This is a genomic window from Streptomyces sp. 147326, from assembly GCF_045000215.1.
GTDB lineage: Bacteria > Actinomycetota > Actinomycetes > Streptomycetales > Streptomycetaceae > Streptomyces.
The window spans coordinates 6,129,407-6,143,482 of the sequence record NZ_CP134201.1; the positions used below are offsets into that span (position 1 = coordinate 6,129,407).

14 protein-coding genes are annotated in these 14,076 nt (G+C 72.3%); 6 read left to right on the forward strand and 8 right to left on the reverse strand.

Translation table 11 applies throughout. The features are described from left to right. Window positions 1–122 precede the first annotated feature (122 nt). The 3 genes from RIU97_RS28130 to RIU97_RS28140 all read right to left on the reverse strand — a co-directional run bounded on the left by RIU97_RS28130 (window position 123) and on the right by RIU97_RS28140 (window position 3,407). Complete coding sequence (locus RIU97_RS28130) at window positions 123–986, reverse strand: heme ABC transporter ATP-binding protein (RefSeq protein WP_404962965.1); 864 nt, start codon at window positions 984–986, stop codon at window positions 123–125. An 8-nt stretch (window positions 987–994) separates the two neighbouring features. After that, window positions 995–2,068: a FecCD family ABC transporter permease gene (locus RIU97_RS28135; RefSeq protein WP_404962966.1), complete on the reverse strand. Its 1,074-nt coding sequence runs from the start codon at window positions 2,066–2,068 to the stop codon at window positions 995–997. Window positions 2,069–2,390: 322 nt separating this feature from the next. Further along, on the reverse strand, window positions 2,391–3,407 hold the full coding sequence (locus tag RIU97_RS28140; protein WP_404960376.1) for a hemin ABC transporter substrate-binding protein: 1,017 nt from the start codon (window positions 3,405–3,407) through the stop codon (window positions 2,391–2,393). Between the two features lie 116 nt (window positions 3,408–3,523). On the opposite strand from RIU97_RS28140, the gene RIU97_RS28145 reads away from it, so the two are divergent. The 3 genes from RIU97_RS28145 (at window position 3,524) to RIU97_RS28155 (ending at window position 7,075) form a co-directional block, all read left to right on the forward strand. Continuing rightward, window positions 3,524–4,897, forward strand: coding sequence for an HtaA domain-containing protein (locus tag RIU97_RS28145; RefSeq protein WP_404960377.1), 1,374 nt, complete (start codon window positions 3,524–3,526; stop codon window positions 4,895–4,897). A gap of 71 nt (window positions 4,898–4,968) precedes the next feature. After that, window positions 4,969–6,378, forward strand: coding sequence for an HtaA domain-containing protein (locus RIU97_RS28150; RefSeq protein ID WP_404960378.1), 1,410 nt, complete (start codon window positions 4,969–4,971; stop codon window positions 6,376–6,378). Window positions 6,379–6,397: 19 nt separating this feature from the next. Then, complete coding sequence (locus RIU97_RS28155; protein WP_404960379.1) at window positions 6,398–7,075, forward strand: PhzF family phenazine biosynthesis protein; 678 nt, start codon at window positions 6,398–6,400, stop codon at window positions 7,073–7,075. A gap of 170 nt (window positions 7,076–7,245) precedes the next feature. Here RIU97_RS28155 and RIU97_RS28160 read toward each other — a convergent pair whose 3' ends face one another. Further along, window positions 7,246–7,893, reverse strand: a complete 648-nt coding sequence (locus tag RIU97_RS28160; protein ID WP_404960380.1) for a heme oxygenase (biliverdin-producing) — start codon at window positions 7,891–7,893, stop codon at window positions 7,246–7,248. A 160-nt stretch (window positions 7,894–8,053) separates the two neighbouring features. Beyond that, window positions 8,054–8,911 carry a type I methionyl aminopeptidase gene (gene map / locus RIU97_RS28165; protein WP_327413667.1) on the reverse strand — a complete coding sequence of 286 codons (858 nt, stop codon included), beginning with the start codon at window positions 8,909–8,911 and terminating at the stop codon, window positions 8,054–8,056. Window positions 8,912–8,983: 72 nt separating this feature from the next. Between map and RIU97_RS28170 the strand changes: the two genes are divergently transcribed. Next, window positions 8,984–9,220 (forward strand): hypothetical protein, encoded by a 237-nt coding sequence (locus RIU97_RS28170; protein WP_319732288.1) that lies wholly within the window; start codon window positions 8,984–8,986, stop codon window positions 9,218–9,220. Window positions 9,221–9,263: 43 nt separating this feature from the next. On the opposite strand, the gene RIU97_RS28175 is transcribed toward RIU97_RS28170, so the two are convergent. Continuing rightward, the gene (locus tag RIU97_RS28175; protein WP_404960381.1) at window positions 9,264–9,869 is read right to left on the reverse strand and encodes a hypothetical protein; all 606 of its coding nucleotides are present in this window, start codon (window positions 9,867–9,869) and stop codon (window positions 9,264–9,266) included. A 96-nt stretch (window positions 9,870–9,965) separates the two neighbouring features. Between RIU97_RS28175 and npdG the strand changes: the two genes are divergently transcribed. After that, on the forward strand, window positions 9,966–10,670 hold the full coding sequence (gene npdG / locus RIU97_RS28180) for an NADPH-dependent F420 reductase (protein ID WP_404960382.1): 705 nt from the start codon (window positions 9,966–9,968) through the stop codon (window positions 10,668–10,670). A 90-nt stretch (window positions 10,671–10,760) separates the two neighbouring features. On the opposite strand, the gene RIU97_RS28185 is transcribed toward npdG, so the two are convergent. Further along, on the reverse strand, window positions 10,761–12,809 hold the full coding sequence (locus RIU97_RS28185) for a TerD family protein (protein WP_404960383.1): 2,049 nt from the start codon (window positions 12,807–12,809) through the stop codon (window positions 10,761–10,763). Between the two features lie 238 nt (window positions 12,810–13,047). Between RIU97_RS28185 and RIU97_RS28190 the strand changes: the two genes are divergently transcribed. Next, window positions 13,048–13,230, forward strand: a complete 183-nt coding sequence (locus RIU97_RS28190) for a hypothetical protein (protein WP_030723453.1) — start codon at window positions 13,048–13,050, stop codon at window positions 13,228–13,230. A gap of 30 nt (window positions 13,231–13,260) precedes the next feature. Here RIU97_RS28190 and RIU97_RS28195 read toward each other — a convergent pair whose 3' ends face one another. Then, window positions 13,261–14,055, reverse strand: coding sequence for a site-2 protease family protein (locus tag RIU97_RS28195; protein WP_404960384.1), 795 nt, complete (start codon window positions 14,053–14,055; stop codon window positions 13,261–13,263). Between the last annotated feature and the right edge of the window lie 21 nt (window positions 14,056–14,076).

Here is a 14,076-nt window from a genome sequence, read left to right on the forward strand (position 1 = left end):
CATACCCAGACGTGCAGTGATACAGCTCTCACCTCCTCGTGACGTACGGCGGCCGGACACGGGTCTGTCACGGGCCCTCCACGGCCGCCCCATGGCCGGGTCAAGCCGGGGTCAAGCCGGGCTCAGACCGGCTGTTCGTTCCGTATCGCGGAAGGCTCCGCCGCGCGGACGGGGACCACCAGCGGGGCCCCGGTGCGCGGGTGCGGGAGCACCTCCACCGGCTGCCGGTAGACCCGGCTGAGCAAGGCGTCCTCGAACACCTCCGCCGGCGGGCCGGCCGCCGCGATCCGGCCGTCGTGCAGGACGGCGGCCCGGTCCGCGTAGGCGGCGGCCAGGCCCAGGTCGTGCAGGACGACGACCACCGCGTCCCCGGCCGCGGCCCGCTCCCGGCAGATGCGCAGCACGAGTTCCTGGTGGCGCAGGTCGAGCGCGGCGGTGGGCTCGTCGAGCAGCAGCAGCGGGGCCCGCTGGGCCAGTACGCGGGCCAGTGCGACCCGGGCCCGCTCGCCGCCGGAGAGGGCGGAGAAGGGGCGGGCGGCGAACTCCGTCACCTCGGTGGCGGCCATCGCGGTGGCCACCGCCTCCTCGTCGGCCTCGGCGAGGGGAGTGCCCGCCCAGGGGGCGCGGCCCATCCGTACGACGTCCTCCACCGGAAAAGGGAAGGACAGCGCGGCCGACTGGGGGAGTACGGAGCGGCGCAGCGCCAGATCCGGCGCGCCCCAGTCGCCCACCGGGCGGCCGTCGATCCGGACCTCGCCGGAAGCGGCGGGAAGGTCGGCGGCGAGTGCGGCCAGCAGGGTGGACTTGCCGGCGCCGTTGGGGCCGACCAGCGCCAGTACCTCGCCGGACCGGGCGGTCAGGTCGATGCCCGAGAGGACCTCGCGCCCGCCGAGGCGGACGTGCAGGTCCACGACCTCGGCGAGGGGCGTGCCGGGGGCGGGGCGGGGTGGGAAGGTGCGCTTGTTCCGGGCGATCAGCCCGATCAGCCTGCTGGTCACGCCCAGCCTCCTTGCTTGCGGCGGGTGCGGCGCAGCAGCCAGAAGAAGAACGGACTGCCGATCAGGGCGGTCAGCACACCGAGCGGCAGCTCGGCGGGCTGGGCGAGGGTGCGGGCGGCCAGGTCGCCCGCGACGAGGACCACGGCTCCGGCGAGCGCGCTGCCGGGGACGAGGAAGCGGTGGCCGGGGCCGTTGGCCATGCGCAGCAGGTGCGGGACGAGCAGGCCGATGAAGGTGATGACCCCGGCGACGGCCACGGCGGCGGCGGTCAGCAGGGCGACGACCAGGATGAGGGAGAGGCGCAGCCGCTCGACGTCGATGCCCAGGTGGCGGGCCGGGCGTTCGCCGAGGGAGAGCAGGTCGAGGCGGCGGGCGTAGAAGGGGGCGATCAGCAGGCCGGCGAGGGCGCAGGGCAGGACGGCGAGCACCTTGGGCCAGGTGGCCTGGGCGAGGGAGCCGAGCTGCCAGAAGGTGATCTGGTTGACCTGGCCGCTGTCCGCGAAGAAGACGAACAGACCGATGAGGGCGCCGGCGAAGGCGTTCATGGCGATGCCGGTGAGGATGAGCGTGACGACCTCGGTCTTCCCGCCGTTGCGGGAGAGGAGGTAGACGGAGCTGACGGTGATCAGGCCCGCGACGAACGCGCAGACGGTGATCGTCCAGTTGCCGAGGAAGCTGAGGCCGAGGCTGATGGCGGCGACCGCGCCGACGGCGGCGCCGGCCGAGATGCCGATGACGCCGGGCTCGGCGAGGGGGTTGCCGAAGACGCCCTGCATGAGCGCGCCGGCGCAGCCGAGGCTGGCGCCGACGAGCAGGGCGAGGACGACGCGGGGGAGGCGCACGTTCCACAGCACGCTCTCGCCGACGCGGTCGAGGGGGGTGCCGCCGAGGCCGATGCGGTGCTGGACGGAGGCGAGCACGTCGTGGGTGGGGATGCGGTAGGCGCCGGTGCCGGCGGAGACGAGGGCGAGGAGGAGCAGGGTCGCTACCAGGGCCGCGGTCAGGACCAGGGCCCGTCGGCTGCGCCGCTTGGCGGGGGCGGCTCTGGCGGGGCCGGGCGGTTCCGGCAGGGCCGGGCCTCGGGCGGCCGCGCCGGGGGTTCCGCCGGAGCCGGGCCGGTCGGCTGCGCCGCTCGTGCGGGGCCGGAGCGGGGCGGTCGGAGGGGTGGGGCCGGGCGCGCGCCGGGGCGTCTCCTCGGACGCCGAACGTGACGGGGCGTCCGAGGGCCGGGGCACATGGCGTTCGGCGCCCTGCGGGGAGCGCCCCGGCACACACCCGTCCCCGGCGGAGTCCGCGGTGCGCGGGGCGGTGTCGGGCGTTGCCGCCTCTGTGGCTGCCGGATTCTGGCCGGCGAGGCCACTGGTGCCCTGCGGGGGGTCGTGGAGGGGCACTTCAGGCGGCCTTGCCGTAGAGCTGGGTGACCAGGGAGGACAGCACCTGGTCGGTGCGGGGGCCGTAGTTGAGGAGGACGCCGTCGTCGACCGTGACCACCCGGCGGTCCATGCCGGCCGGGGTCTGGGCGACGCCCGGGATCTTCACCAGGCCGTCGATGCCGCCGACCGATTCGAGGCCCTTGGACATGACCAGGATGGCGTCGGGGGCGGCGGCCGCGAGGGCCTCGCTGGTGATCGGGGTGAAGTCCTTGCCGAGGCCGGACTCCTTGCCGGTGTCGACCGCGCCGGCCGCTTCCAGCAGGGAGGCGGCGCCGGAGTCCGAGCCGCCCAGGAGGTAGACGGAGGCGGTGCCGCGGAGGTAGAGGAAGGCCACCCGCGGCTTCTTTCCGGAAGCGGCCGGGATGTCCTTGCGGGCTGCCGTGATCCGGTCGGCGGTGCGCTGGTTCAGCTGGGTGCCCGCGTCCTTGACCCCCAGGGCGGCGGCGACCGTGTCGATGCGCTTCGGTACGTCGTCCAGGGACTTGGCCGGGGCGACGACGAGGACGGGGATGCCTGCGGCACGGATCTGCTGGATCGCTTCCGCGGGGCCGCTGGTCGTCTCCGCCATGACGAGGGTCGGGCGCAGGGACAGGACGCTCTCGGCGGAGACGTCGTGGCCACGTGTCACCACCGGCAGGTCGGCGGCCTGTTCGAAAGTGGCGGTGATGTCCCGGGCGACGACCTGCTTGCCGAGGCCGAGCGTGTGGACGATCTCGTTGAGGCTGCCGGTCAGCGGGACGACGCGGTCCGCGGACGTGATGGTGACCTGGGCGCCGTCGGCCGAGGGCACCGTCACCGGCAGTGCGGGCTGCGGCGCCGGAGCGAGTGGTTCCACCCGGTCCGGGACGGCGGCTGCGCCGGGGGCGGATGAGCCCGGGTTGGTGGCCGTACCTCCGCAGCCCGTCAGCGCGAGTGCCAGTGCTGCCACGGCGACTGCGAGACGGGGAATGCGGGGTGACGCGGCGGGCGTAGGCACGAAGGCACCGTCCTGATCGTCCGACTGAGGTTCTGGGGACCGAGGGGTTACGAACCCGGTCGAGAGTAGCTTAGGTTAGCCTAACCTTGCTTAGCCAGACCCAGGAGGGGACGTTCATGTCCGCTAGACCCGTCCGCGCGTTCGCCGTCACGCTGTTGGCGACCCTGTTGGGGGCGCTGCTCCCGGCAACCGCCGCCCACGCGGGCACCGTGCAGGGGGGTCGGCTCGACTGGGGTATCAAATCGTCTTTCCAGAGTTATGTCACCGGCCCGGTCGCAAAAGGCGGTTTCAAGCTGAAGAGCGGGGCCGCCACGGTCGGCGGCAGCCTGTTCCGTTTCCACTCGGCGGCCGGCTCCTACGACTCGGGCTCCGGCACCTTCGAAGCCTCCTACTCGGGCGGGGTGACCTTCCAGGGACACCAGAAGCCCGACGGGGTCCACGAGTTGGACATGACCGTCAGCCGTCCCACCGTCAAGATCGGCGGGGGCAGCGGCACCCTGTACGTGGACGTCTCCAGCAAGGCCAAGGACACCGGCGCGGTCAGCAACCAGTCCCAGGTGCCCTTCGCCACGCTCGGCCTCGGCGGCATCAACATGAAGGGCGGCGCCAGCCCGCTGACCCTCACGAACATCCCGGCCACCCTCACCGCGCAGGGCGCCCAGGCCTTCGCCGGCTACTACGCGGCCGGCACGCAGCTCGACCCCCTCTCGCTCTCCGCCGACGTGAAGTCCGCCCCGGCCGCGGAGCCCTCGCCGTCGGCGACCCCGCAGCCGGGCGCCACGACGGAGGCCCCGCAGGCGCAGGGGGCCTTCGCCGACGCCGCCGTCGACTGGGGGGTGCGCCGCACCTTCCGCGAGTACGTCACCGGCTCGGTCGGCCAGGGCAAGTGGACCCTCGCCGAGGGTGCCCAGGACGGCGGCGCGCTGTTCCGCTTCCCGCAGGGCAAGGGCGCGTACGACGGCGGGAAAGGCACTCTTGACGCGGCCTTCGCCGGCACCGTCCGGTTCACCGGCGCCCATCTGGACCTCAAGCTCGGCAAGGTGAGCGTCAAGGTGGAGAACGGCAAGGGCGTCCTGTCCGCGGACGTGACCACCGGCGGCGGGACGAAGAACGCCGTCCCGCTGGTGGAGTTCGACGCCAAGGGACTGAAGACCGAGGGCGGGCTGGCCACCCTGGCCGAAGCGCCGGCCGTCCTCACCGAGGGCGGATCGCAGGCCTTCAACTCCATGTACAAGGCGGGCACGGAGATGGATCCCGTCTCGCTCGCCGTCGCCCTCGACGCCACCGCGAAGCTGCCGGCGCTGCCCGACCTGGGCTCCACGGCCGCGCCCGCGCCCGCGTCGCCGGCCGCCGAGCCCGCTCCCGCCGCGAAGGCCGAGCAGTCCTCCGGCACCGGGCTGTTCATCGCCCTGGCCGTGGCCGTACTGGTCCTGGCCGGCGGCGCCGCCTTCCTGGTGGTCCGCAAACGGCGTACGTCCGCTGCCGAGTAGTTCCCCCTCCCCCTCCCCCTCCCCTCCGCTCCCCTCCCCCTTCCCCTTTCTTGTCCCCAGGAGTCCCAGCCATGTCGTCCATCCGCCGCCCGATCTCCCTCGCGGCCGCCGTCCTCACCGCCGCCGCGCTCGGCTCCACCGCCTTCGCCCTGCCCGCCACCGCCGCGGGCGGCCCCCCGACGGCACCGATGGAGATCATCGGCGGCTCCCTCGACTGGGGCGTGCTCGCGAGCTACCGCGCCTACGTGACCGGCATGGCCAAGGGCACCATCACCGTGGCGGACGGCGCCAGGCAGAACGAGGACGGCACGCTGCGCCTCGTCGAGCCGACCGGGCAGTACGACCCGGCCGGCGGCCACGTGGTGAAGGCGGCCTTCAAGGGCAGCGTCACCTTCTCCTCGCCCGCCCCGCCGGCCGGCCACGGCTTCGAGGTGAAGCTCTCGGACTTCCGCATCGACACCGGCACCAAGAAGCTCACCGCGGACGTCACCAAGGCCGGTACGACGACCCAGGACGTGCCGCTGGCCAAGGTGGCCTTCGCCGGCCAGGCGATGACCAACCTGGCGACCACGCTCACCAAGGAGGCGGCCGACGCGCTCGGTTCGCCGGGCTACGAGGACAAGGCGGGCGACCCGCTCACCGCGAAGCTGGACTTCAAGCAGCCCGCCCCGGACCCCGAGCCCACCCAGCCGAAGCCCACCCCCACGAAGCCCACGCCCACCGCCCCGCAGCCCACCGCTCCGGCCGACGGCGTCCAGAAGATCCTCAGCGGCAAGCTGACGTGGGGCGTGAAGGAGTCCTTCCGTAAGTACGTGCTGGGCGCGGGCTCGATCACCCCGGCCGGCGGGGCCGCCAAGAACGGCGACCTCTACGACTTCGCCTTCGGCAAGGGCGAGCTGGACGTCAAGAAGCAGAAGCTGAACGCCTCCTTCGAGGGCAACCTCCGCTTCCAGTACGCGGCCCACGGCATCGACATGACCTTCGCCAACCCCCGCGTCGACGCCACCGGCAAGACCGGCACCCTGTACCTGGACGTCAAGAACGCCTCCGGCAGCAAGACGGCCGTCCCCTTCGCCACGCTCGACCTGTCGAAGACCGACTACAAGACCAAGAACGGCGTGCTCGCCCTGAACGCCGTCCCGGCCGCCTTCACCGCCGAGGGCGCGGCCGCCTTCGCCAACGACACCACCGGCTCCATGTACAAGGCGGGCGACGCGATCGACCCGCTCACCTTCTCCGTGGCCGTGGACAAGGACGCCACCCTGCCGACGACCACGGGCGGCACCACCGGCGGCACGGGCGGCTCCGGCACCGCCGGCGGTACGGGCGCCGGCGCGGCCGGCGGCTCCGTAGGCGGCAACCTCGCCGACACCGGCGCCGAGATCCCGGCCACGGCCCTGCTCGCCACCTCCGGCGCGGTGATCGCGGCCGGCGCGGGCGCGATGTTCCTCGCGCGCAGGCGGCGCACGAGCCAGGTCTGAGCCGTGCTTGAATTCCCGCGTGAACGATCTCGACGTGCTGAAGGTCTTCTGCGCGGGTGACGGCCGGTACGGCAACCTGCTCGGTGTCGTACGCGACGGCCGGACCTGCCCCGACGACGCGTCCCGGCAGGCGCTGGCCGCCGAACTCGGCTACAGCGAGACGGTGTTCGTCGACGACCCCGAGCGCGGGGTCGTCGACATCCGCACCCCCGGCACGCGGATGTCCTTCGCCGGACATCCGCTGGTCGGGGTCGCGTGGTTGCTGGACATCGAGGAGCTCCAGCCGCCCGCCGGATCCGTATGGGCCCGGGACGACGGGGAGTTCACCTGGATCACGGCCCGCCCCGAGTGGGTCGAGGGCAAGCGCACCGAACAGTACGGATCCGTGGCCGAGGTCGAGGCGCTTCCGGCCCCGCCGCCCGGCGAGGGCTGGCTCTACGCCTGGGCCTGGGAGGACGAGACCGCGGGCCGCGTGCGGGCCCGCGGCTTCCCGCGCCGCCCCGACGGGATCATCGCCGAGGACGAGGCCACCGGCTCGGCGGCGATCCTGCTGACGGCCCAGCTCAACCGCGCCCTGAACATCACCCAGGGCGCCGGCTCCCAGATCCTCACCGCCCCCGGCCCCGACGGCAGCGTCGAGATCGGCGGCCGCGTCCGCTTCGCCCGCACGGTGACGCCGGCCGCCCCCCGCGGCTGATCGTCGACTCATCCGACCGGATCCACCGCTGGGCGCCGGCGGACGAGCCGCGGTCCTGCGCCGGCTCCGCCGATCCGCGGGGGTGCCGCGGCGGACGCCGGAAGGGCCGACCCGGTGCGCAGTGCACCGGGCCGGCCCTTCCGCGTGACCGGTCGAGCGCCCCGCAGGGGCTACGCGCTGAGGCGGAACTCCTCGCCCAGCTCGCGGAAGACCGCGCCGTTGAAGTCGAAGGCGCGCTTGCACTCGTCGATGATGCGCTGCTTCTCCAGGTCGTCCGCGGCGATCGCGTCCAGCAGCTCGCGGTAGGTCCGCTTGAAGGCCGCCGGGTTGGAGATGTCCGCGAAGACGTAGAACCGGACGCCGTCGCCCTTGCGCTCGAAGCCCCAGGTGCGCTCGGCCTTGTCGCGGATGATCTGGCCGCCGGAGAGGTCGCCCAGGTAGCGGGTGTAGTGGTGGGCGACGTACCCGCCCGGCCACTCGGCCGCGCACTCGGCCACGCGGGCGGCGTAGGCCTGCGTCGCGGGCAGCGCCACCACGTTCTGCTGCCAGTCCGGGCCCAGCAGGTGGGCGAGGTCGCGTTCGATCTCGGCGACGCGCATCAGCTCGGGCTGGATGAACGGGCCGGCCACCGGGTCGTTCGTGAGGGACTCGGCCGCATCCTCCAAGGCCCGGTACACGAACCACAGCTGTTCGGTGTAGCGCGTGTACGCGTCCACCCCGAGCCGTCCGCCGAGCAGGTCGCTCATGAAGGTCGACGTCTCGGCCTCGGTGTGCTGCTCGTGCGACGCGACGCGGATGACCGTAGAGAAAGCGTCCAAGGCGGACCTCCAGGAAGAGGAAACAGGCGTGGCGGCAGTGCCGCCACGCCTGATACTCCTACTTAGGCTTGCCTAAGTCAATGTGTTCCCGACGTCTTGTCGGTAAAAAATCGCCCCCGGGGATCCGGTTGGGATCCGGCTGGGATCCGCCGGGATCCGGCTACGGCAGGGTCAGGATCTCCGCCCCCGAGTCCGTCACCACCAGCGTGTGCTCGAACTGCGCGGTGCGCTTGCGGTCCTTCGTGACGACCGTCCAGCCGTCCGCCCACATGTCGTACTCGTGGGTGCCCAGGGTCAGCATCGGCTCGATGGTGAAGGTCATGCCGGGCTCGATGACGGTCGTGGCGTGCGGGCTGTCGTAGTGCGGAATGATCAGGCCGGAGTGGAAGGAGGAGTTGATGCCGTGGCCGGTGAAGTCCCGGACCACGCCGTAGCCGAAGCGCTTGGCGTACGACTCGATGACCCGGCCGATGATGTTGATCTGGCGGCCCGGCTTGACGGCCTTGATGGCGCGGTTCAGCGCCTCACGGGTGCGCTCGACCAGCAGCTTCGACTCCTCGTCCACCTCTCCGCACAGGTAGGTGGCGTTGTTGTCCCCGTGCACCCCGCCGATGTACGCGGTCACGTCGAGGTTCACGATGTCGCCGTCGCGCAGGACGGTGGAGTCCGGGATGCCGTGACAGATGACCTCGTTCACGGAGGAGCACAGCGACTTCGGGAAACCGCGGTAGCCGAGGGTCGAGGGGTAGGCGCCGTGGTCGCACATGTACGCGTGGGCGACCCGGTCGAGCTCGTCGGTGGTCACCCCCGGCGCGATCAGCTTGGCGGCCTCTTCCATCGCCTGGGCGGCGATCCGGCCGGCGATGCGCATGGCCTCGATGGTCTCGGCCGTCTGCACCTCCGGTCCGGTGTACGGAGTGGGCGCGGGCTTGCCCACGTACTCGGGCCGGCGGATGTTTCCGGGAACGGAACGGACGGGAGAAAGCTCGCCTGGTACGAGCAGCGACTGGCCAGACATGCAAGCGAGTGTATCCAGCGGGGATGGGGCAGCATGGCGGCAGAGAGCGGTAACGAGAGGAGCCTGACAACGATGGCCCTGTTCAAGAAGCGCCAGGTGGGCAAAGCGGGCGAGTGGTACTACTGCCTCGTCCACAACAAGGTCGAAGAGGGCCCCGAGTGCCCGGCGAAGGACCGTTTCGGCCCGTACGAGACGCCCGAGGCGGCGAGCCACGCCATGGAGACGGCGCAGGAACGCAACCTCGAATGGCAGAACGACCCCAAGTGGAACGACAAGACCCGCGAGGAAGAAGAGGGCACACCCTCCTGACGGGCCGGGCCACCGGCCGGCCGGGCGACGCCCGCGGTCCCGGCTACCAGCGGCTGGGCGGCGGCGCGGTCAACTGGTCGGCCAGCCGCGCCAGCCGGTCCCGGAAGCGGCGCGGCCCGCGCTGCGCCGGCAGGCTGTTCTCCCCGGCCGCCGCACTGACCAGGTGCTGCACCGTGTCCAGGTCCAGTTCGGCGCCGGCCTCCGGCACCGACAGCACCTCGTGCGCGAGCGTTCCCAGATCCGGATCCCCGCCGTCCAGGGACAGTACGGTCGCCCCCGCGCGCCGGGCTTCGTGAACGCGCTGCAGCAGTCCCTCCCCCGGCTCCCCGGGCGCCACCACCAGCAGCGTGTGCCCGCGCCGCGCCGCCGCCAGCCTGCCCAGCCCCACCGACAGGTGCGGCGGCTCCCCGGGCCGCACCCGGTGGCGTACGAGCGTGGGCGCCAGCTCCGGCAGACCCGACCAGGCGGCCTCGTCCACCAGGTGCGCCGCCAGATGCCAGGGCTCGTAGCCCTCCGTCCCCACCAGCAGCAGCTTCCCGCCGGACGGTACGACGGACCGGCGCAGCGAACCGGCGAAGCGGCGGGCGGCGCCCGGCCACTGCGTACCGGCGAGCACCTCGCGCAGCAGCGCGACCCTCACGGCATCCATGCCGGGCATCCTGCCGCATGGAAGGGACACGGGGGAGCAGTACGGGAGCGTTCCCTTCCCTTCGACTGTGGCCTACCCGGCAGTACCCTCGCCCCCATGACTTCCTCAGACAGCACGCAGAAGCCGCCGGTCAAGGACCCGTGGGAGCTGCCGGACGTGTCCGGCCTCGTCGTCGGCGTCCTCGGCGGCACCGGCGACCAGGGCCGCGGCCTCGCCTACCGGCTCGCCAGGGCCGGCCAGAAGGTGATCATCGGCTCCCGTGCCGCCGACCGCGCCCGGACCGCCGCCGAAGACCTCGGCCTCGGGGTGGAGGGCGCGGACAACGCCGAGTGCGCGCGACGCAGCGACATCGTGATCATCGCGGTGCCGTGGGAGGGCCACGCCAAGACCCTCGAAGCCCTGCGCGAGGACCTCGCGGGCAAGCTCGTCGTGGACTGCGTCAACCCGCTGGGCTTCGACAAGCAGGGCGCTTACGCGCTCCAGGTCGAAGAGGGCAGCGCCGCCCAGCAGGCCGCCGCCCTGCTCCCCGACTCCCGCGTCACGGCCGCCTTCCACCACCTCTCGGCGGTCCTGCTGCAGGACGAGTCGATCGACGAGATCGACACCGACGTGATGGTCCTCGGCGAATCCCGCGCCGACACGGACGTCGTCCAGGCCCTCGCCGCCCGCATCCCCGGCATGCGCGGCGTCTTCGCGGGCCGCCTGCGCAACGCCCACCAGGTCGAATCCCTGGTCGCCAACCTCATCTCCACCAACCGCCGCTACAAGGCCCACGCGGGCCTGCGCATCACGGACGTCTGAGCCCGAATTCCACGGGCACGGACGCCCGTTGCCGGGGCATGCACGGCGGAGCGGTCCCAGTCGGGCCGGGCCGCCGGGCATGCCCCCTGCTCAGCCCCGTCGGCCGGGGCGCGCTTCGACGGCGCCGAGCTGGGCCACCACCCCGTGGTAGAAGCGCTCGACGGCATCGTCCACGCTGCGGATGAAGCCGGACTCGGTGTTGCCCCGGCTGTTGCCCATCCCCTTGATCAACGACAGCCGGAACCCGCTGAGCGGGGCCCCGTCCCTGGGCAGCAGATCGCCCGGTTCGGGGCGCAGGCGCTCCAGGGTGCCGCGCGGCCCCGTCTCACCCTCGACGAGGCTCTGGACGTGCAGATCCGCCGGCGCGTCGGAGAGCAGACGCATCAGCCGCTTCACCGCGGCCAGCGGATATGCCGCCTCCGGAGCCGGGATGTCGACGGACGTGCGGACCTTCCCCGTCCGCAGATCGGCGATGACCGCGATGACGGAGCTGGTCCCGTCGACACGCAGTTCCGCGGAGAGCCGGCCGTCCGTGCACAGCGTCCCGGCCGCCGTGACCCGCCGGGCCCGCGGATCGCTGCCGCGCCGGGCGCGCTGCACCGGCAGCGCCTTCTGCCCGAGTTCCCCACCGAGCCGCAGACAGACCTGCCGGATGAGCCGCTCCCAGCTCTCCACGACGTCGACGGCGCGGGCGTCGGAGGGGTCGATGGTCTCGTCCTCGATGCCGTTGCGCACCGGCACCCAGGCCGGTCCCATGTTCTGGAACCCGTGGCACCCCGAGTTCTCGTGCTGCAGGTACTCCAGGAGCTCTTGGAGGAGCCACGCGTGGGCGGCGTTGCCGACGCCCTCGTGGCGGATCAGCATCTGGGCCTGGTGCGCCACCTCGGCCCACGACAGGTGCCACAGGCTGACCTTGTGCTTGCGCCGCCCGTCGATCTTGACGTCGACCACGGCCGCCCCTTCGAGGGCCACGTCGTTGGACAGCGTGATCACCGCCTCGTACCCGCGGCGCGCGGCGATGTCCATGTACTGCTGGACCTGCTCGGCCTTGAGCGGGTTGCCGTTCGTCTTCGTCTCCACGAGCGCCGTCCACAGCCTGCCCGCACGTTCCACCCGGATCACACCGTCGGGGCGCTTCGGGGAGTCGCCGTGAGGGAGGGACACCTCGGTGAAGGTCTGCATGCGGCCGGCCGGGGCGCCGAACGCGGCGGTGAGGCGGCGCCCCAGTTCGGGGACCTGGGCCATGACGGACAGGAGGACCGAGGTCGCTCGTACTTCGCGCTCCTTGTCGCTCTTGAGGGAGGGGACCGGGAACAGTCGCGCGGTCGGCCAGGAGTCGTTCTCGGCGAGGGACTTCTTGGCCACCTTGGGCAGGGTGACCTTCTTCCTCGTCGTGCGCGGACTGCGACCGCGCGTCTGGGCCGGAACGGTGGAGGCGGCGGGTTCCGGCTCCGCGGCGGGTGCGGCGGCGGGGCCGGGTGCAGTGCGATCGGCCGGTGCGGCGGGCTGGACCGGTGCGCCGGGCGCGGGCGCTTCCGCCGTTCCGGGATTGCCGGGCTCACCTGCCTCCTCGGACGCCGGCGGTTCGTCGGCGTCCTCGGTCACGGCGATGCCGAAGTCGGTGGCCAGCCCGGCGAGGCCCGTCTCGTACCCCTGCCCCACGGCCCGGAACTTCCACTCCTCGCCCCGACGGTAGAGCTCACCGAAGATGAAGGCCGTCTCCACGCTCGCGCCCTCGATCGAGAATCCGACGAGCGGTTCCCCGGCCCGGTCCGCGACCGTCATCCGCAGGTCGTCGAGGTCTCCGAAGCGGGCGCCACCGTACTGACTGGCCGCCACCACGATCCGCGTGACGTCCTCCGGAACGGCGGTCAGGTCCACGCTGATGCGGTCTTCGTCCCCGCTGCCGGTGGGCGTCTTTCCGAGGAGCTGCACGCTTCCGTCGGCGGCCGCGGGGTTGTTGTAGAAGTAGAAGTCGTTCTCGCCGCGGACCTTGCCGTTCTCGTCCAGGAGCAGTACGGAGACGTCGGCGTCGCCGGCTCCGGAGCTGCTGGTCCAGCCCAGACTCACGACGACCGAACCGGCGTCCTCGCTGAGGGCGGTCAGGCTGACGTTCGCGCCCTTTGGGATCTCCTGCATGTCTTCCCCCCACTCGCCGGCGCCGTCCGTCGCGGGCGAGCGGGGCCGGGATGTTCGCTCTGTCGCGCCCCCGATACGGCGCGTCACCGGCGAACCGTAACGCTGAGCGGCGCAGGAGATCAGGCAAAGGGGGAAATGGGACGACCGCGGTTCGGCGCCGCCCTTACGGCAGCACTGCGGGGCATGGGGGACACTGGAGGGGCTCGACCCCGTTCAGTGTTCCCGAGGAGCTCTTCCCATGCCCCGCCTTGCCGTCTTCGCCGTTGTCGTCTGCGTTCTTGCGGTGGCCGCGGCCGTCGTCGCCTTCGTGGAGGGCAGCTTCCTCGGGATCGTCTGGGTGCTGCTCGCGGGCCTCACGTCCAACCTGGCCTGGTACTACCTGCGCAAGGCGAAGGCCGAGAAGGCCGCGCGGACCTCGTAGGCGTGTTCGCGCAGGGCCCCGGCGGCCGCGTCAGGGGGACTCGCAGACGCTGCCGGCGTCCTGCCAGAAGCGGTAGAGGGCGTGGCCGCAGTCCGTCTCCAGGTCCGACACACCCAGTGCGGACAGCAGGTCGCGCACCACGCCGAAGAAGAAGACGTTGACCTCCGGGATCCACAGCAGTGCGAAGACGGCGATCAGGCCGAACGGCGCCAGCGGCTCCACCTCGCGGCGCACCCGGTGCGACAGCCAGGGTTCGATGACCCCGTAGCCGTCGAGGCCCGGTACCGGCAGGAAGTTCAGGATCGCCGCCGAGACCTGGAGCAGGGCCAGGAAGGCGAGCGCGTACCGGAAGGGCATCGGCACCCCGTCGAGGGCGTCCAGCCAGAACGGCGCCGTGCAGACGACGGCGAACGCCACGTTGGTCAGCGGGCCCGCCGCCGAGATGAGGCTGTGCTTCCAGCGCCCCTGGATCCGGCCGCGCTCGATGTAGACGGCGCCGCCGGGCAGGCCCAGCCCGCCCAGGATCACGAAGACCACCGGCAGCACGATGCTGAGCAGTGCGTGCGAATATTTCAGCGGATTCAGCGTCAGATAACCCTTGGCGCCCACCGAGAGGTCGCCGCTGTGCAGGGCCGTGCGGGCGTGCGCGTACTCGTGCAGGCAGAGGGAGACGACCCAGGCCGACGTCACGAAGAGGAACACGGCGAGCCCGGTGCTCGTCGAGTACCCCGTCCACACGGCCCAGCCGGTGACGGCCATGACGGCGAAGATGCCGAGGAATACCGAACTGATCCGCCGCTCGCCGCGGCTGCCCTGATGACCCATGCCGGGAAACCTATCCCGGCC

Coding starts and splice junctions, on each gene's coding strand:
- RIU97_RS28145 (WP_404960377.1), top strand. CDS start 3,524: ATGTCCGCTAGACCCGTCCGCGCGTTCGCCGTCACGCTGTTGGCGACC.
- RIU97_RS28150 (WP_404960378.1), top strand. CDS start 4,969: ATGTCGTCCATCCGCCGCCCGATCTCCCTCGCGGCCGCCGTCCTCACC.
- map (WP_327413667.1), bottom strand. CDS start 8,911: ATGTCTGGCCAGTCGCTGCTCGTACCAGGCGAGCTTTCTCCCGTCCGT.
- RIU97_RS28170 (WP_319732288.1), top strand. CDS start 8,984: ATGGCCCTGTTCAAGAAGCGCCAGGTGGGCAAAGCGGGCGAGTGGTAC.
- RIU97_RS28175 (WP_404960381.1), bottom strand. CDS start 9,869: ATGGATGCCGTGAGGGTCGCGCTGCTGCGCGAGGTGCTCGCCGGTACG.
- npdG (WP_404960382.1), top strand. CDS start 9,966: ATGACTTCCTCAGACAGCACGCAGAAGCCGCCGGTCAAGGACCCGTGG.
- RIU97_RS28185 (WP_404960383.1), bottom strand. CDS start 12,809: ATGCAGGAGATCCCAAAGGGCGCGAACGTCAGCCTGACCGCCCTCAGC.
- RIU97_RS28190 (WP_030723453.1), top strand. CDS start 13,048: ATGCCCCGCCTTGCCGTCTTCGCCGTTGTCGTCTGCGTTCTTGCGGTG.
- RIU97_RS28195 (WP_404960384.1), bottom strand. CDS start 14,055: ATGGGTCATCAGGGCAGCCGCGGCGAGCGGCGGATCAGTTCGGTATTC.